The following is an 18,028-nucleotide window of genomic DNA, read 5'->3' as shown; positions in this document are numbered from 1 at the left end:
GGCGGTCTACCAGACGCCAGCGTCTTCAGTGGCTTATCATTAGCCCCCTAACGACGCCCCTCAAGGTTCACCCGGCATGCTGGCAATCTTTCTCGAAACGCTGACCATCACCGCGCCAGTCTTTGCCATGTTGTTCTTGGGCGTTCTGCTCAAGCGCATCAACTGGATCAACGACGACTTTATCCACACCGCTTCGGCACTGGTGTTCAACGTCACCATGCCGGCGCTGCTGTTTCTGGGGATTGTGCACGCTGACCTGCACGCGGCGTTGAAGCCGGCACTGCTGATCTATTTCTCGCTGGCGACGCTGGCGTGTTTCGCCATTGCCTGGGGTTGGGCGATCTGGCGTTGCCCGCGCGAGGACCGCGGGATTTACACCCAAGGCGCGTTTCGCGGCAATAACGGGGTCATCGGCCTGGCGTTGGCGGCGAGCATGTACGGCGCCTACGGGATTTCCCTCGGGGCGATTCTCGCCGCGCTGGTGATCCTGTTTTACAACACGCTGTCGACTATCGTGCTGGCGGTGTACAGCCCGGTGATCAAGTCCGATCCATGGAGCATCTGCAAAAGCGTGCTCAGCAATCCGTTGATCATCAGTGTGATATCTGCCGCGCCGTTCGCCTATTTCAAGATCGGCTTGCCCGGCTGGCTGGAGACGTCCGGCAACTACCTGGCGCAGATGACCTTGCCGCTGGCGTTGATCTGCATTGGCGGCACGCTGTCACTGGCGGCGTTGCGCAAGAGCGGTGACCTGGCGTTGAGTTCAAGTCTGGTGAAGATGGTCGGCTTGCCGATCCTGGCCACGCTGGGTGCCTGGCTCTGGGGTTTTCGCGGGGCGGAGCTGGGGATTTTGTTCCTGTACTTCGGCAGCCCGACTGCGGCGGCCAGTTTTGTCATGGCCCGGGCAGCCAATGGCAACCATGAACTGGCGGCGGCGATCATCGTCATCACCACGTTGATGGCAGCGGTGACCACCAACCTCGGGATCTTTGTGTTGCAGTGGGGCGGGTGGATCTAGGCATGGGATTTGTAGCGTGCTTCAGGGCCAATCGCGAGCAAGCTCGCTCCCACATTTGATCTGTGTGGAGCGCAAAATCTGTGTGCAACAAAATCCATTGTGGGAGCGAGCTTGCTCGCGATAGCTATCTAACTGTCACCACTCATTCCGGCTTCTGGTAACTGTCGATCACTTCCTGCGCCGCCCGAAATGCCTCCATCGCTGCCGGCACACCGGCGTAGACCGCGCAGTGCATCAGCGTTTCGCGGATCTCGTCGACCGTGCAGCCGTTGTTCAGCGCACCACGCACGTGGCCTTTGAGTTCTTGCGGGCACTTGAGCGAGGTCAGGGCCGCGAGGGTGATCAGGCTGCGGGTTTTCAGTGCAAGGCCCTCACGGTTCCATACCGCGCCCCAGGCGTGTTCGTTGACGAACTCCTGAAACGGTCGGGTCAGTTCGGTGGCATTGCCCATGGAGCGGTCGACGAAGGCGTCGCCCATGACCTGGCGGCGCACCTCAATGCCGGTCGGTTTGCTGGAGTCGGGTTTGTCGGTCATGGCGATTCCCTCTTGTGGTGTTGGCGGCGCCAGGCGCGCAGTGACGTAAACAGTAAAAACACCACCAGCGCCGGCAGGACGAAAAACAGCATCAGGTGTTCAAGCTTGCCGGCCAGCGGCATGCCCGTGGTAAACGACACGACATGCAGCCCATACGCCAGGTACAAGGCCAGAAACAGCAGGCCTTCGGCGCGGGTGATTCGATAGCCTGAATAGAACATCGGCAAGCACAGCACGCTGACCGCCAGCAGCACCGGCAAGTCGAAATCCAGTGCGTTGGGGGATACCGACAGCGGCGTCGGCGCGACCAGGGCGGTGACGCCCAGCACGCCCAGCAGGTTGAACAGGTTGCTGCCGATCACGTTGCCCACGGCGATGTCGCGCTGACCACGCAAGGCCGCGATCAGCGAGGTGGCGAGTTCCGGCAGCGACGTGCTGATGGCAATGATGGTCAAACCGATGATGCGTTCTGACAAGCCGAGCTCGGTCGCCACCTCGACCGCTGCGCTGAGCAGTAGATGCCCGGCAAACACCAGCAACGCCAGCCCCGTGAGCATCAGCAACACACTGCTCAGCCACGGCGTGCCAGATGCGTTGTCGCCGCTCGCCGGAGCATTGTGCGGGCGCACCGAGTGCCGCGACTGGCGCAGCAACAACCCGAGGTAAAGCACCAGCGCGGCTAACAGAATCGTGCCGTCGAGCGGCGTCAGTCGTTCATTCCAGGCGAGGGCGAACACCAGCAGGCTGGCGCCGATCATCACCGGGATATCCAGGCGCACCAATTGCCGGGAGACCCGCAACGGGATGATCAGCGCCGAGAGTCCGAGGGTGACCAGGATGTTGAAGATGTTGCTGCCAATCACGCTACCGACGGCGATGTCGGTGTTTTGCATCAGGGTCGCTTGCAGGCTGACCGCCATTTGCGGCGCGCTGCTGCCGAGGGCAACGACGCTCAGGCCGATGATCAGTGGCCGCACCTTCAGGTGTGCGGCCAGGCGCACGGCGGCGCGGACCAGTAACTCGGCGCCAGCGATCAGCAGGACCAGGCCACTGAACAGTTGCAGCACGCTGAGCAGTGGTAAATCGGCAAGTCCGAAAATGGCCAGGGCTCCGTCTGTCAGTTATCGAGCGATTGCACGCGAACCCGCGCGGTGCCGCTGCCCAGCATGCCCAACCGTTGGGCCGCTTCGCGAGACAGATCGATCAGGCGCCCACGGGTGTGCGGGCCGCGATCGTTGATACGCACCACGCAGGATTTGTCGTTGTTCAGGTTAGTGACCTTCACCCGGGTGCCAAATGGCAACTGGCGATGGGCAGCGGTCAGGGAATTGGCGTTGAAACGCTCGCCACTGGCGGTGCGTTTACCTTGGTGTTTGGCACCGTAGTACGAGGCCACACCGGTCTTGTCGTAGCCGTGTGGGTCGATGACATCCGTGCTGGCGCAACCGGCCAGCAGAGAGAGCAGGGCGCACGCGCCAAGTAGACGTTTCATTAACGGTGTCCCCGTAACAAATGTGGGAGCGAGCTTGCTCGCGATAGCGTCCTGACAGTCAACTCATTGTTGAATGCCGAGCCGCAATCGCGAGCAAGCTCGCTCCCACAGGGATTTGAGCCAGTTTTGACTGCTGGCTCCATTGCAATCAGCCTTCGAGCTTGCTTTTCAGCAGTTCGTTGACTTGTTGCGGGTTGGCTTTGCCTTTGGAGGCTTTCATCGCCTGGCCCACGAAGAAGCCGAACATCTTGCCGCGTTTGGCTTCGTCTGCCGCGCGGTACTGTTCAACCTGTTCGGCGTTGGCTGCGAGCATTTCATCGAGTACGGCCGAGATTGCGCCGCTGTCGGTGACCTGCTTCAAGCCGCGCTTGTCGATGATCTCGTCTGCGCTGCCTTCGCCGTTGGCCATGGCTTCGAACACGGTCTTGGCGATTTTGCCGGAGATGGTGTTGTCCTTGATGCGCAACAGCATGCCGCCCAATTGCTCGGCCGAGACTGGAGCTTCGTCGATTTCCAGGCCTTGTTTGTTCAACAGGCTGCCCAGCTCGACCATGACCCAGTTGGCCGCCAGTTTGGCGTCACCGGCAATGCTCACGACTTTTTCGAAGTAGTCCGCTTGCTCGCGGCTCGAGGCCAATACGCTGGCATCGTAGACCGACAGGCCGAACTGTTCCTGGAAGCGCTCGCGTTTTTGCGGTGGCAGTTCCGGCAGGGTGGCGCGGATGTCATTGAGGAACGAGTCCTCGATGACCACCGGCAACAGGTCCGGATCGGGGAAGTAACGGTAGTCGTTGGCTTCCTCTTTGCTGCGCATGGCGCGGGTTTCGTCTTTGTTCGGGTCGTACAGGCGCGTCTGCTGGATCACCTTGCCGCCGTCTTCGATCAGCTCGATCTGGCGACGCACTTCGGTGTTGATCGCCTTCTCGATGAAGCGGAACGAGTTGACGTTCTTGATCTCGCAGCGCGTGCCGAATTCGACCTGGCCTTTTGGACGGACCGACACGTTGCAGTCGCAACGCAGCGAACCTTCGGCCATGTTGCCGTCGCAGATGCCGAGGTAGCGCACCAACGCGTGGATCGACTTGACGTAGGCCACGGCTTCCTTGGCGCTGCGCATGTCCGGCTCGGACACGATCTCGAGCAGCGGCGTGCCGGCACGGTTCAGGTCGATGCCGGTGGCGCCGTTGAATTCTTCGTGCAGGCTTTTACCGGCGTCTTCTTCCAGGTGCGCGCGGGTGATGCCGACGCGTTTGACCGTGCCGTCTTCCAGCGGGATATCCAGGTGGCCCTTGCCGACGATCGGCAATTCCATCTGGCTGATCTGGTAGCCCTTCGGCAGGTCCGGATAGAAGTAGTTCTTGCGGGCGAACACGTTGTGCTGGCCGATTTCGGCGTCAATCGCCAGGCCGAACATCACCGCCATGCGCACCGCTTCCTGGTTCAGCACCGGCAGTACGCCGGGCATGCCCAGGTCTACCAGGCTGGCCTGGGTATTGGGCTCAGAGCCAAATGTGGTGGCGCTGCCGGAAAATATCTTCGATTGGGTGGCGAGCTGGGTATGAATCTCCAGCCCGATCACGACTTCCCATTGCATGTGTTTCTCCTCAGAAGCCTGTCGGGGTGCGGGTGTGCCAGTCGGTGTTCAACTGGTACTGGTGCGCAACGTTGAGCAAGCGGCCTTCCTGGAAATACGGGGCGAGCAGTTGCACGCCGACCGGCAGACCATCGACGAAACCGGCCGGCATCGACAGGCCCGGCAGGCCCGCGAGGTTGGCGGTGATGGTGTAGACGTCTTCCAGGTACGCAGCGACCGGGTCGCTGTTCTTGGCGCCGAGTTTCCAGGCCGGGTTCGGCGTGGTTGGGCCGAGGATGATGTCGACTTCATTAAAGGCTGCCATGAAATCGTTTTTCACCAAGCGGCGGATTTTTTGCGCCTTCAGGTAGTAGGCATCGTAGTAACCGGCCGACAGCGCGTAGGCACCGACCATGATCCGGCGCTGCACTTCCGGGCCGAAACCTTCGCCGCGCGAACGCTTGTAGAGATCGGTCAGGTCTTTCGGGTTTTCGCAGCGATAGCCGAAACGCACGCCGTCGAAACGCGACAGGTTGGAGGAGGCTTCCGCCGGGGCGATCACGTAGTACGCAGGAATCGCGTGCTGCATGTTCGGCAGGCTGATTTCCTTGACCACCGCGCCGAGCTTTACCAGCTCCTTGACGCTGTTGTGGATCAACTCGGCGATACGCGGGTCGAGCCCGGCGCTGAAGTACTCCTTCGGCACACCGATACGCAGGCCTTGCAGCGAACCGTTTAGGCCGGCGCTGTAATCCGGCACGGGTTCGTCGATGCTGGTGGAGTCTTTCGGGTCGAAACCGGCCATCCCTTGCAGCAGGATCGCGCAGTCTTCAGCGGTGCGCGCCAATGGGCCACCCTGATCGAGGCTGGAGGCGTAAGCGATCATGCCCCAGCGCGAAACACGACCGTACGTCGGTTTCAGGCCGGTGAGGTTGGTGAAGGCGGCCGGCTGTCGGATAGAGCCGCCGGTGTCGGTGGCCGTCGCTGCTGGCAACAGACGAGCGGCAACGGCTGCTGCCGAACCGCCGGACGAACCACCTGGGACGTGTTCCAGGTTCCACGGGTTTTTCACCGCGCCGTAGTAGCTCGACTCGTTGGCCGAACCCATGGCGAATTCGTCCATGTTGGTCTTGCCCAGGGTCACGGCCCCGGCTGCGGCCAGCTTGGCGACCACGGTGGCGTCATACGGCGCCTTGAAGTTGTCGAGCATCTTCGAGCCGCAGCTGGTGCGGATGCCCTGGGTGCAGAACAGGTCTTTGTGAGCGATCGGCGCACCAAGCAGGGCGCCGCTCTCACCGTTGGCCCGGCGCACGTCAGCGGCTTTCGCCTGCTGGAGCGCCAGGTTTTCGGTGAGGCTGATGAAACTGTTGAGCTGAGGGTCGAGCTGGGCGATACGCGCCAGCAGCACTTTGGTCAGCTCTTCGGAAGAAAACTTTTTATCGGCGAGTCCGCGGGCGATCTCGGCCAGAGTCAATTGATGCATTGCAGGCTCTTTCCCTTTAGTCGATGACTTTCGGAACCAGATACAGGCCGTTTTCGACCGCTGGTGCGATGGACTGATAGGCCTCGCGGTGATTGGACTCGGTCACGACGTCTGCACGCAGGCGCTGACTGGCTTCCAGTGGGTGGGCCAGAGGCTCGATACCGTCGGTATCGACAGCCTGCATTTCGTCGACCAGCCCGAGAATGCTGTTCAGGGCCGAAGTGATATGTGGAAGATCGGCATCATTAAGGCCAAGGCAGGCCAGATGAGCGATTTTTTCCACGTCGGAGCGTTCAAGCGCCATGGGATTCTCCAGTGGAAAACAGAACGGACGCTGTCCGTGTGTTAGATTGTCGGAACACTACCGCATTTCTACGGTCATAAGGCCGCGATTGAGGGGGTTGGTGCACAGAAAAGCGGCCAATTTAACATATTGGCGCCTTGCCCAAAATCCCTGTCGTTGTTAGAGTTTGCCGCACTTTTTTACCCACGCGTTGCCTAGGGTCCCTTTCCCATGTTCAAGAAACTGCGTGGCATGTTTTCCAGCGATCTTTCCATTGACCTGGGCACTGCCAACACCCTTATTTACGTGCGCGAGCGCGGTATCGTCCTGAATGAACCATCGGTTGTGGCCATTCGGACGCACGGTAATCAGAAAAGTGTCGTTGCTGTCGGCACCGAGGCCAAGCGCATGCTCGGCCGTACACCGGGCAACATTGCTGCCATTCGTCCGATGAAGGACGGCGTTATCGCCGACTTCAGCGTTTGCGAAAAGATGCTGCAGTATTTTATCAACAAGGTTCACGAAAACAGCTTTTTGCAGCCTAGCCCTCGTGTGCTGATCTGCGTTCCATGCAAATCCACTCAGGTCGAGCGTCGTGCCATCCGTGAATCGGCGCTGGGTGCCGGTGCCCGTGAAGTGTTCCTGATCGAAGAGCCAATGGCTGCTGCGATCGGTGCCGGCCTGCCGGTTGAAGAAGCGCGTGGTTCGATGGTCGTCGATATCGGTGGTGGTACCACTGAAATCGCACTGATCTCCCTGAACGGTGTGGTTTACGCCGAATCCGTACGGGTTGGCGGCGACCGCTTCGACGAAGCGATCATCACTTACGTGCGTCGCAACTACGGCAGCCTGATCGGCGAATCCACCGCCGAGCGCATCAAACAGGAAATCGGTACTGCCTACCCGGGCGGTGAAGTTCGCGAAGTCGACGTTCGTGGCCGCAACCTGGCTGAAGGCGTTCCACGTGCATTCACCCTGAACTCCAATGAAGTGCTGGAAGCTCTGCAAGAGTCCCTGGCAACCATCGTTCAGGCCGTGAAAAGCGCGCTGGAGCAATCGCCGCCGGAACTGGCGTCGGATATCGCCGAGCGTGGCCTGGTTCTGACCGGTGGTGGCGCCTTGCTGCGTGACCTCGACAAGTTGCTGGCCCAGGAAACCGGTCTGCCGGTGATCGTCGCCGAAGACCCGCTGACCTGCGTTGCTCGCGGCGGTGGCCGTGCATTGGAAATGATGGATAAACACACCATGGACCTGCTCTCCAGCGAGTAATTTCGCCGGAGGCTTCTATGCTGTTCCGCGCGCAGGCAGCACTTTGCAGTGCTGCCTGTTGGCGTTTATCTTCTGTCAGTCTGCATCCAGGCCGGTTTGATGGCGTATGAATAAAGAGAACATTTGCCTGGGAGGAGCGGCTTATTAAACCGCTTTTCGCCAAAGGCCCCTCAATGGGCGTGCGCTTTCTGGTGCTGGCCGTGCTATCGGTCGCGCTGATGGTGGTCGATGCCCGCTTTGAAGTGCTCAAGCCTGCGCGCAGTCAGATGTCGCTGGTCTTGATGGACGCCTATTGGATCACCGACCTGCCGGAGCGGTTGTGGCAGGGTGTGAGCAGTCAATTTGGCAGCCGCACCGAACTGGTCGCCGAAAACGAAAAACTCAAGACTGAAAACCTGCTGCTGCAGGGGCGTATGCAAAAGCTTGCGGCCTTGACCGAGCAGAACGTTCGGCTGCGCGAGTTGCTCAACTCGTCGGCACTGGTCAACGAGAAGGTCGAAGTGGCCGAGTTGATTGGCGTCGATCCCAACCCCTTCACTCATCGCATCATCATCAACAAAGGTGAGCGCGACGGCGTGGTACTCGGCCAACCGGTGCTCGATGCCCGTGGGCTGATGGGGCAGGTGGTCGAGCTGATGCCTTACACCTCGCGGGTGTTGCTGCTGACTGACACCACCCACAGCATTCCCGTGCAAGTGAACCGTAACGGTTTGCGGGCGATTGCCAGCGGCACCGGTAACCCGGAGCGTCTGGAATTGCGTCACGTGGCGGACACGGCTGACATTAAGGAAGGCGATCTGCTGGTCAGCTCCGGTCTCGGCCAGCGCTTCCCGGCGGGTTACCCGGTGGCGACGGTCAAGGAAGTGATCCACGATTCCGGCCAGCCGTTCGCCATCGTGCGTGCGGTGCCGACCGCTGCGCTGAACCGCAGTCGTTACATGTTGCTGGTGTTCAGCGATAGCCGCACCCCGGAAGAGCGCGCCAACGAAGCCGCTCAGGCCCAGGATGCAGAGCAGCACCCAGGCGGTGCGGCAATCGTGCCAGCCACCGTGCCAAAACCTGCCGCCGCAGTTGCCCCGGCGCCAGCCACCACGGCAGTTGCGCCTGCAACGGCAACCCCCGCGGCGGCCAAGCCTGCGAGCAAACCTTCGACCCCGGCCAAGCCTGCTGCGCATTCCGCAGCGGTCAAACCGGCAGCGGTCGCCAAGCCGGCGGCCAAACCGCCTGCCGCGGCGCCTGAAGCCACCACTCAGGGTAGAGAATAATGGCCAGTACCCGCTCTCGTAATGGCTGGATGATCTGGCTGACATTTATCATCGGCTTGTTGCTCAGTATCGTACCGTTCCCGCACGTCGAGATTTTACGTCCGATGTTCCTCGCGCTACCGTTGGCGTATTGGGCATTGGAAGTGCCGCAAAAAGTCGGGATGCTCACGGCCTGGTGTCTGGGCATGGCGCAAGACGTGCTGTTCGGAACCTTGCTGGGACACAACGCGCTGATTCTGACCCTGATCACCTTTTTGATCATGACGCTGCGACCGCGTTTGCGGATGTTTCCGATGTGGCAGCAAAGCCTGGTGATCCTGGTGATCCTGGGGCTCGCGCAACTGCTGCAATTGTGGCTCAGTGCCTTGACCGGTAACCGTCAGACGCTGGCCGTGCTTTTGCCTGCACTGATCAGCGCCTTGCTCTGGCCCTGGGTCAGCTTCGGATTGCGTGGGTTGAGCCGCCACTACAAAATCCATTAATTTATTCGGTCAGGCATTAGCCCGCACCTCGACAGGGAGATGTCTTGATGAATCCGCTATACCTCGCCTCAGGCTCGCCGCGTCGGCGTGAACTGCTCACGCAGATCGGCGTGCCGTTCACCGCCATCAGCGCGGACATCGATGAAACCCCTCTGAACAACGAGTCCCCAGCGGCCTATGTCGAGCGCCTGGCGCGCAGCAAGGCCGAGGCCGGTCGTGCGTTGCTGGCCCTCAACCAGCCGGGTGCGCCCGTTTGTGTGTTGGGTGCCGATACGGCCGTGGTGCTCGATGGGCAGATTCTTGGTAAACCGCTCGACGAGGCCGAAGGGCTGAGCATGTTGATGAACCTGTCGGGGCGTGAACATGAAGTGCTGACCGCCATCGCCGTGCTTGATGGCCAATATTGCGAATCACGCGTGGTGCGCAGTCTGGTGCGCTTTCGCTTCATCAGTCATAAAGAAGCAGCGGCCTACTGGGCCAGCGGCGAGCCACAGGACAAGGCTGGCGGCTACGGCATTCAGGGGCTTGGCGCGGTGTTTGTCGCGGCACTCAACGGCAGTTACTCCGCCGTGGTTGGCCTGCCGCTGTGCGAAACCGCGGAACTGCTCGGCCATTTCGGCATACCCTGTTGGCAAAACCTTGTCGCGCGCCAAGCGCCGTACTGACTTGATGCGGCCATAATCGTGAATATGCCTGAACGAGACCCTGCCATGAGTGAAGAGATTCTGATCAACATCACGCCGATGGAATCGCGCGTGGCGGTGGTCGAAAACGGTGTCCTGCAAGAGGTTCATGTCGAGCGCACCCAGCGTCGCGGGATTGTTGGCAACATTTATAAAGGCAAGGTCGTTCGCGTTCTGCCAGGCATGCAGGCGGCATTCGTCGATATCGGTCTGGACCGGGCGGCCTTTATCCATGCCTCGGAAATCTCACTGCGTGAAGGCCCGGCAGTGGAAAGCATCAGCGCACTGGTGCATGAAGGCCAGAGCCTGGTGGTGCAGGTCACCAAGGATCCGATCGGCTCCAAGGGCGCGCGTCTGACAACCCAATTGTCGATTCCCTCGCGCTATCTGGTGTACATGCCGCGCACGGCCCACGTCGGTATTTCGCTGAAAATCGAAGATGAAACCGAGCGCGAACGCCTCAAGCAAGTGGTCACCGATTGTGTCGCGAAGGAAGGCATCAAGGAGGCCGGCGGTTTTATTCTGCGCACCGCGGCTGAAGGCGCCGGTGCCGATGAGATCTTGATGGACATTCGCTACCTGCGCCGCCTCTGGGATCAGATTGGCACGCAGATCAAGACCGTCAGCGCACCGAATGTAATCTACGAAGACCTCGGCCTGGCCCTGCGCACCTTGCGCGATCTGGTCAGCCCGAAGATCGAGAAAATCCGTATCGACTCGCGGGAAACCTTCCAGAAAACCACGCAGTTCGTTGCCGAGTTGATGCCGGAAATCGCCGACCGCCTGGAGCACTACCCGGGCGAGCGGCCGATTTTCGATCTGTATGGCGTCGAGGATGAAATTCAAAAGGCCCTGGAGCGCAAAGTGCCGCTCAAGTCCGGCGGCTATCTGGTGGTCGATCCGGCAGAAGCCATGAGCACCATCGATGTGAACACGGGCGCTTTTGTCGGGCACCGCAATCTTGAAGAAACCATCTTCAAAACCAACCTGGAAGCGGCCACCGCGATTGCCCGGCAACTGCGCCTGCGCAATCTGGGCGGGATCATCATCATCGACTTCATTGACATGGAAGATGAGGAGCATCAGCGCCAGGTGCTGCGTACGCTGGAGAAACAGCTGGAGCGCGATCACGCCAAGACCAACATCATCGGCATCACCGAGTTGGGCCTGGTGCAGATGACGCGCAAGCGCACGCGCGAAAGTCTCGAGCAGGTGCTTTGCGAGCCGTGCAGCAGTTGCCAGGGCCGTGGCAAGCTCAAGACCCCGGAAACCGTGTGTTATGAAATCTTCCGGGAGATCCTGCGTGAAGCTCGCGCCTATCAGGCTGAAGGCTATCGTGTACTGGCTAACCAGAAAGTGGTTGACCGGTTGCTTGACGAAGAGTCGGGTAATGTCGCGGAACTTGAAGGTTTTATCGGGCGAACCATTCGTTTTCAGGTAGAAACCATGTACTCCCAGGAACAATACGACGTGGTGCTGCTCTGATCCGCTGTGTTTCATTACTAACGGCCGGCCTCAGCTTGCTGCACGATTTCGCCATGGGAGCCAAGTGACATGGACCGTCTGATCCGCATTTTGACCACATTGACCCGCTGGGGGCTGGGGCTTTGTGCGTTATTGCTGGTGCTGGCGGCACTGTACAGCAGCCTCGGTCGTGAGTTCATTCCGCTGGTGGCCGAGTACCGCACGGATGTCGAAGCCAAGGCCCGTGAAGCGCTGGGCATGCCTTTGCACATCGGCAGCCTGGAAGGTCGCTGGAGTGGCATGGCGCCGATTTTGCTGGCGCATGACGTGGTGGTCGGCGAGGGTGCCAATGCCTTGCACCTGGATCAGGTGCGGGTGGTACCGAATGCCTGGGCCAGCTTGCTGGCGCGTGCGGTGCGGATCGGACACCTGGAACTCAGCGGTCTGAAGATCAGCCTCAAGCAGGGCCCGCAGGGGCAATGGGCGCTCGAAGGCTTGCCGGTGCAGGAGAATCAGCCGCTGGACCCCGAGCAACTGCTCAACCGCATGCAGATGGTGGAGCAGTTGTCGGTACTCGACAGCCAGGTCACCCTGCTGCCGGTCGACCACGTGCCGCTAACCCTGACCTATGTCGGCCTGAATCTTAAAACCGGCATCAGTCAGCAGCGTCTCGATGCCCGGCTGACTTTGCCTGACGGTCAGCCGCTCGCCATGAGCCTGAGCAGCCGGACTCAAGCCAGCCAGTGGAAAGAGGCTGAAATCGATGCCTACCTGAGCTTGCCGCAAAGTGATTGGTCGAAATGGTTGCCCGAGAGCCTGACCGGGAAATGGAATTTTTCCGAGATCAAGGCCGGTGGCGAGCTTTGGGTTAACTGGAGCAAGGGTGCCCTGCAGCGTGCTGCGATTCGTCTCAATGCACCGCAACTCAACGGTGCCTACGCCGAGCGCAAGCCGATCCAGATCAACAATCTGGCGCTCAATGGGTATTTCCAGCGAAATACCGAAGGTTTCCAGGTGTCCTTCGACTCCCTGGCCATGACCTTGGAAGACATCCGCTGGGAAACCCGTCTGCAACTTCAGCAGACCGCGACCACTGAAACGACCTCCGAACTCTGGCACCTGCAAGCCGACCGCTTCGACCTCACCCCGATCACTCCGTTGCTGAATGCCCTGGGACCACTGCCCAAGGACTTTGCCACGGTGGTCGAGCGGCTGAAGGTCACCGGTACGTTGCGCAATGTGCTGATCGATGTCCGGCCTGAGGCGACCGATGACAGCAAATTCAGCTTTGCCGCCAATCTGGAGCGTGTCGGGTTTGATGCTTATCACGGTGCTCCGGCGGCGCGTAACGTTTCCGGGAGCATCAGCGGTGATCTCGGCAAGGGTGAGCTGCGCATGGACAGCAAGGATTTTTCCCTGCACCTGGACCCGATCTTTGCCAAGCCATGGCAGTACATCCAGGCGAATGCCCGGCTGACCTGGAAACTCGATCAGCAAGGTTTCACCCTGATTGCGCCGTACCTGAAGGTGTTGGGCGAAGAGGGCAAGATTGCCGGCGACTTCCTGATTCGCCTGCATTTCGATCACACCCAGGAAGATTACATGGACCTGCGGGTCGGTCTGCTGGAAGGTGATGGACGCTACACCGCCAAGTACCTGCCCAAGGTCTTGAGCCCGGCGCTGGATGAATGGCTGCGCACGGCGATCCTCAAAGGCGCGGTGGATGAAGGTTTCTTCCAGTACCAGGGTTCGCTGAACCACGATGCTGTCGCCGCGGCACGCAGCATCAGCCTGTTTTTCAAAGTGCATGACGCCGAACTGGCCTTCCAGCCGGGTTGGCCGCACGTCGGCAAGGTCAGCGGCGATGTGTTCATCGAGGACAGTGGGGTGCGCATTCTGGCCAGCAAGGGCCAGTTGCTCGACACTCAGGTTCACGATATTTACGTCAACATCCCCCATGCGCCTGCCGGACAGAACCCGCACCTGTTTCTCGATGGCACTTTCGACGGTGGTCTGGGCGATGGTCTGAAGATTCTTCAGGATGCGCCGATCGGTACCGGTTCGACCTTCGCCGGTTGGCAGGGCGAGGGTGAATTGCAGGGCAGTCTGAAACTGGATATCCCCTTGGCCAAGGGCGAAGAGCCGAAAATTGTGGTCGACTTCAAAACCGCCAAGTCGCGTCTGAAGTTGAGTGATCCCGTGCTTGAGCTGACGCAGCTCAAAGGTGATTTCCGTTTTGACAGTGCCAAGGGGCTCAGTGGCCAGAACATTACGGCGCAGGCCTTTGAACGACCGATCAGTGCACAGATCTATGCCGATGGCAGCCCTGGCAAATTCAACACCCGGGTCACTGCCAGCGGCCAGGTGGCGGTGAAAAAACTCACCGATTGGCTGAACGTCACTCAGCCGTTGCCGGTTTCGGGGACGATCCCTTATCAGTTGCAGCTCAACCTCGACGGCCCCGACAGCCGGTTGATGGTCAGTTCCAGCCTCAAGGGCGTAGCCGTCGACTTGCCGGCACCGTTCGGCATGCCCGCCGCGCAAGGCCGCGACACGGTGTTCCGCATGACCCTGCAAGGGCCGGAACGGCGCTACTGGCTCGACTATGGTGATCTGGCGGACTTCACCTACGCGGCGCCCAGCGGCAATTTTGCCGATGGCCGTGGCGAGTTGTTCCTGGGGAACGGTAACGCGCAGTTGCCTGCTGACAAAGGCCTGCGCATTCGTGGCGTGCTGTCGGAACTGGATGTCGAACCATGGAAAGCCCTGATTGATCGGTACGCCGGGCAGGATCCGGGCGGTAACGCCAAGCAATTGCTCAGTGGTGCAGACTTCAAGGTCGACAAGCTCACGGGGTTTGGTACCACGCTGGATCAGGCCCGCCTGCAACTGGATCGCAAGCCGACAGCCTGGGCGTTGCAACTCGATAGCCAGCAGGCCAAAGGCACTGTAGGGATTCCCGACGCCAAGTCCGCACCGGTTGCGATCAACCTGCAATACGTGCGGTTGCCGGCGCCTGATCCGAAGGTGCAGGCCGACGAGAATGCACCGGACCCGCTGGCGTCGGTCGACCCAACGAAAATTCCTGCACTGGATATCAAGATTGACGAGCTGTATCAGGGCACTGACCTGGTCGGCGCCTGGTCGCTGAAGGTCCGCCCGATCGTCAAGGGTATTGCGTTCAACAGCATGAATTTGGGCCTCAAGGGCATGCAGTTGCAGGGCGCGGGTGGCTGGGAAGGTGTGCCGGGCTCCACCAGTAGTTGGTACAAGGGACGTATCGAGGGCAAGAACCTCGGTGACGTGCTCAAGGGCTGGGGGTTCGCACCGACAGTGACCAGCGAAGAGTTCCATATGGACATCGACGGTCGTTGGCCTGGCTCGCCGGCCTGGGTCGGACCAAAACGTTACTCCGGCAGCCTGGATGCGACGCTGCGCAAAGGTCAGTTCGTCGAAGTCGAAGGGGGGGCGCAGGCGTTGCGGGTGTTTGGCCTGCTCAACTTCAACTCGATCGGCCGTCGCTTGCGCCTGGACTTCTCCGACCTGTTCGGCAAAGGCCTGAGTTACGACCGGGTCAAGGGCCTGTTGGTGGCCAGCAATGGGGTGTATGTCACTCGTGAGCCGATCATCATGACCGGCCCGTCGAGCAACCTGGAGCTCAACGGTACGCTGGACCTGGTGGGTGACAGGGTCGATGCGAATCTGTTGGTGACCTTGCCATTGACCAACAACCTGCCGATTGCCGCACTGATCGTCGGCGCACCAGCGGTAGGCGGTGCGCTGTTTCTGATCGACAAACTGATTGGTGATCGCGTGGCGCGCTTCGCCAGCGTCAAATACACCATCAAAGGCCCGTGGAAAGAGCCGAAAATCACTTACGACAAACCTTTTTGACACTCTTTTTCAGAACGCACTCTCCAAGCCTATGGAGTAGCATGGCTATAGGTTTTTTATGTCGTTGCATACGCTCCTTGTAGCAGCTGGCGAAGCCTGCGTTCGGCTGCGAAGCAGTCGTAAATTCGGAATGCACGGTTTACCTGAAAAACCGCGGTGTTTGATATTACGACTGCTGTGCAGCCGAACGCAGGCTACGCCAGCTGCTACGGGTATTTGCAAGGCAGATGCAAAGCGATTAGAGATCAAATAAGGAAAGGGCCATGTCTCTTGCGGTGATTCAAATGGTCAGCCAGAGCGATGTGCCGGCCAACCTGATCCAGGCTCGGCACCTGCTCGAGCAAGCAGCTGCGGGCGGTGCGCGACTGGCGGTGTTGCCGGAAAACTTTGCGGCCATGGGCCGTCGCGACATCGCTGACATCGGTCGTGCCGAAGCCTTGGGCGAAGGCCCGATCCTGCCGTGGTTGAAACAGACCGCTCGTGACCTCAAGTTATGGATAGTGGCCGGCACCTTGCCGTTACCGCCGGTGGATCAACCGCAGGCGAAGTCCAATGCCTGCTCGTTACTGATCGATGAGCACGGTGAAGCGGTGGCGCGCTATGACAAGCTGCATTTGTTCGATGTCGATGTGGCGGACAATCGCGGACGCTACCGTGAATCCGATGACTATGCTCATGGCAGTAAGGTTGTCGTTGCCGATACGCCGGTCGGTCGGGTTGGCCTGACGGTTTGCTATGACTTGCGCTTTCCGGAGCTGTACAGCGAATTGCGCGCCGCCGGGGCAGAACTGATTACTGCTCCGTCAGCGTTTACGGCGGTGACAGGCGCGGCTCATTGGGAAGTGTTGATCCGCGCGCGGGCCATCGAAACCCAGTGTTACGTATTGGCGGCCGCCCAGGGTGGAACTCATCCGGGACCGCGTGAAACCTTTGGCCATGCGGCGATTGTTGACCCGTGGGGGCGTGTGCTGGCGGAACAGGATCAAGGCGAGGCCGTGCTGCTGGCCGAACGCGATAGCAGCGAACAGGCGTCCATCCGGGCGCGGATGCCGGTGTCCAGTCACCGGCGCTTTTTCTCGCAGGGCGCGCAGCGACCTGCCTCAGAACGTGGAATTAAGGCGTAAAACCTATGAGCGAGTTGTTGTCCTCAGTCAGTGAACATCTGCTTGCGCCGGGCGGCGTGACGATCGAGAACCTGCAAAGCGTGTTGGGTGACCTGGCCGGCCCGGGCATCGATGCGGCCGACCTGTATTTCCAGGGACAGATCTCCGAGTCCTGGGCGCTCGAAGACGGTATCGTCAAGGAAGGCAGCTTCAACCTCGATCAAGGTGTCGGCGTGCGTGCGCAATCGGGTGAAAAAACCGGTTTTGCCTACAGCAATGCGATCACCCTTGAAGCCCTGGGCCTGGCAGCCCGTGCCGCGCGTTCTATCTCCCGCGCCGGGCAGAACGGTACGGTGCAGGCGTTCAGTACCCAGGACGTTGCCCGTTTGTACGGGCCCGATAACCCGCTGGAAGTGATGACCCGCGCCGAGAAAGTCGAGCTGCTCAAGCGTATCGACGTGGCCACTCGCGCGCTCGATCCGCGTATCCAGCAAGTCACCGTTAGCATGGCCGGGGTCTGGGAACGGATTCTGGTGGCCTCCACCGACGGTGGTCTGGCGGCAGATATACGACCGCTGGTGCGCTTCAATGTCAGCGTGATCGTCGAGCAGAACGGTCGCCGCGAACGCGGTGGTCATGGCGGCGGCGGGCGTACCGATTACCGCTATTTCCTCGCTGAAGACCGTGCCATGAGCTACGCCCGTGAGGCATTGCGCCAGGCGTTGGTGAATCTCGAAGCCATTCCGGCGCCGGCGGGTACCTTGCCGGTGGTTCTGGGATCGGGCTGGTCCGGCGTGTTGCTGCACGAAGCGGTCGGTCATGGTCTGGAAGGCGATTTCAACCGCAAGGGCAGTTCGGCCTACAGCGGCCGCATGGGTGAAATGGTTGCCTCCAAACTCTGCACCATCGTCGATGACGGCACACTGGCCGGTCGCCGTGGATCGCTGAGTATCGATGACGAAGGCACCCCGACCGAGTGCACCACGCTGATCGAAAACGGCGTGCTCAAGGGCTACATGCAGGACAAACTCAATGCTCGCCTGATGGGCTTGGCGCGCACTGGTAACGGTCGTCGCGAGTCTTACGCGCACCTGCCGATGCCGCGCATGACCAACACGTACATGCTGGGTGGCGAAAGCGATCCGGCAGAAATCATTGCCTCGGTGAAGAAGGGTATCTACTGCGCCAACCTGGGCGGTGGTCAGGTCGACATCACCAGCGGCAAGTTCGTGTTCTCCACCAGCGAGGCGTACCTGATCGAGGATGGCAAGATTACTGCGCCGGTCAAAGGCGCAACGTTGATCGGTAACGGTCCGGAAGCCATGAGTCGGGTGTCGATGGTCGGCAACGATCTGGCGCTGGACAGCGGGGTAGGGACGTGCGGCAAGGATGGTCAGTCGGTGCCGGTGGGTGTCGGCCAGCCAACCCTGAAAATCGACGCGATCACCGTGGGTGGCACGGGCGCGTAAAGGATGGAGCCTGGG

Annotated in this window: 15 protein-coding genes; 9 read left to right on the top strand and 6 right to left on the bottom strand. The window is 60.3% G+C overall.

Annotated elements, in window-relative coordinates; translation table 11 throughout:
- Positions 1–76: 76 nt before the first annotated feature.
- A complete protein-coding gene (locus tag AC1DIG_RS13340; RefSeq protein ID WP_477767679.1) occupies positions 77–1,018 on the top strand; it encodes an AEC family transporter in 942 nt (313 codons plus the stop codon).
- A gap of 142 nt (positions 1,019–1,160) precedes the next feature.
- Here the strand turns inward: AC1DIG_RS13340 and AC1DIG_RS13335 are convergent, their stop codons facing one another.
- From AC1DIG_RS13335 to gatC, 6 genes are all read right to left on the bottom strand, one after another.
- Positions 1,161–1,553: a carboxymuconolactone decarboxylase family protein gene (locus tag AC1DIG_RS13335; RefSeq protein ID WP_477767678.1), complete on the bottom strand. Its 393-nt coding sequence runs from the start codon at positions 1,551–1,553 to the stop codon at positions 1,161–1,163.
- On the bottom strand, positions 1,550–2,620 hold the full coding sequence (locus AC1DIG_RS13330) for a calcium/sodium antiporter (RefSeq protein ID WP_477767677.1): 1,071 nt from the start codon (positions 2,618–2,620) through the stop codon (positions 1,550–1,552). Before AC1DIG_RS13330 ends, AC1DIG_RS13335 begins: the two co-directional genes overlap by 4 nt.
- A 50-nt stretch (positions 2,621–2,670) precedes the next feature.
- Entirely contained in the window at positions 2,671–3,045 is a 375-nt protein-coding gene (locus tag AC1DIG_RS13325) for a septal ring lytic transglycosylase RlpA family protein (protein WP_019691877.1), read from the bottom strand.
- Between the two features lie 148 nt (positions 3,046–3,193).
- Positions 3,194–4,639 carry an Asp-tRNA(Asn)/Glu-tRNA(Gln) amidotransferase subunit GatB gene (gene gatB / locus AC1DIG_RS13320; RefSeq protein WP_477767676.1) on the bottom strand — a complete coding sequence of 482 codons (1,446 nt, stop codon included), beginning with the start codon at positions 4,637–4,639 and terminating at the stop codon, positions 3,194–3,196.
- Between the two features lie 10 nt (positions 4,640–4,649).
- Entirely contained in the window at positions 4,650–6,101 is a 1,452-nt protein-coding gene (gene gatA, locus AC1DIG_RS13315; RefSeq protein WP_477767675.1) for an Asp-tRNA(Asn)/Glu-tRNA(Gln) amidotransferase subunit GatA, read from the bottom strand.
- 16 nt (positions 6,102–6,117) lie between these two features.
- Positions 6,118–6,405: an Asp-tRNA(Asn)/Glu-tRNA(Gln) amidotransferase subunit GatC gene (gene gatC, locus AC1DIG_RS13310; protein WP_401067935.1), complete on the bottom strand. Its 288-nt coding sequence runs from the start codon at positions 6,403–6,405 to the stop codon at positions 6,118–6,120.
- Positions 6,406–6,615: 210 nt separating this feature from the next.
- Between gatC and mreB the strand changes: the two genes are divergently transcribed.
- The 8 genes from mreB (at position 6,616) to tldD (ending at position 18,013) form a co-directional block, all read left to right on the top strand.
- The gene (gene mreB / locus AC1DIG_RS13305; protein ID WP_002555108.1) at positions 6,616–7,653 is read left to right on the top strand and encodes a rod shape-determining protein MreB; all 1,038 of its coding nucleotides are present in this window, start codon (positions 6,616–6,618) and stop codon (positions 7,651–7,653) included.
- A 143-nt stretch (positions 7,654–7,796) separates the two neighbouring features.
- Positions 7,797–8,918 (top strand): rod shape-determining protein MreC, encoded by a 1,122-nt coding sequence (mreC, locus tag AC1DIG_RS13300; RefSeq protein WP_477767787.1) that lies wholly within the window; start codon positions 7,797–7,799, stop codon positions 8,916–8,918.
- Positions 8,918–9,400, top strand: coding sequence for a rod shape-determining protein MreD (mreD, locus tag AC1DIG_RS13295; protein WP_477767674.1), 483 nt, complete (start codon positions 8,918–8,920; stop codon positions 9,398–9,400). Before mreC ends, mreD begins: the two co-directional genes overlap by 1 nt.
- A gap of 47 nt (positions 9,401–9,447) precedes the next feature.
- Positions 9,448–10,065 carry a Maf family protein gene (locus AC1DIG_RS13290; RefSeq protein ID WP_477767673.1) on the top strand — a complete coding sequence of 206 codons (618 nt, stop codon included), beginning with the start codon at positions 9,448–9,450 and terminating at the stop codon, positions 10,063–10,065.
- 45 nt (positions 10,066–10,110) lie between these two features.
- Positions 10,111–11,568, top strand: coding sequence for a ribonuclease G (rng, locus tag AC1DIG_RS13285; RefSeq protein ID WP_054594003.1), 1,458 nt, complete (start codon positions 10,111–10,113; stop codon positions 11,566–11,568).
- 69 nt (positions 11,569–11,637) lie between these two features.
- Positions 11,638–15,441: a YhdP family protein gene (locus AC1DIG_RS13280; RefSeq protein WP_477767672.1), complete on the top strand. Its 3,804-nt coding sequence runs from the start codon at positions 11,638–11,640 to the stop codon at positions 15,439–15,441.
- A 263-nt stretch (positions 15,442–15,704) separates the two neighbouring features.
- Complete coding sequence (locus tag AC1DIG_RS13275) at positions 15,705–16,565, top strand: carbon-nitrogen hydrolase family protein (RefSeq protein ID WP_019691886.1); 861 nt, start codon at positions 15,705–15,707, stop codon at positions 16,563–16,565.
- Between the two features lie 5 nt (positions 16,566–16,570).
- Positions 16,571–18,013 (top strand): metalloprotease TldD, encoded by a 1,443-nt coding sequence (tldD, locus tag AC1DIG_RS13270; protein ID WP_054594000.1) that lies wholly within the window; start codon positions 16,571–16,573, stop codon positions 18,011–18,013.
- Positions 18,014–18,028: the final 15 nt, after the last annotated feature.

The organism is Pseudomonas sp. 05N431, from assembly GCF_056397005.1.
This window is presented reverse-complemented; position numbering and strand designations above follow the sequence as displayed.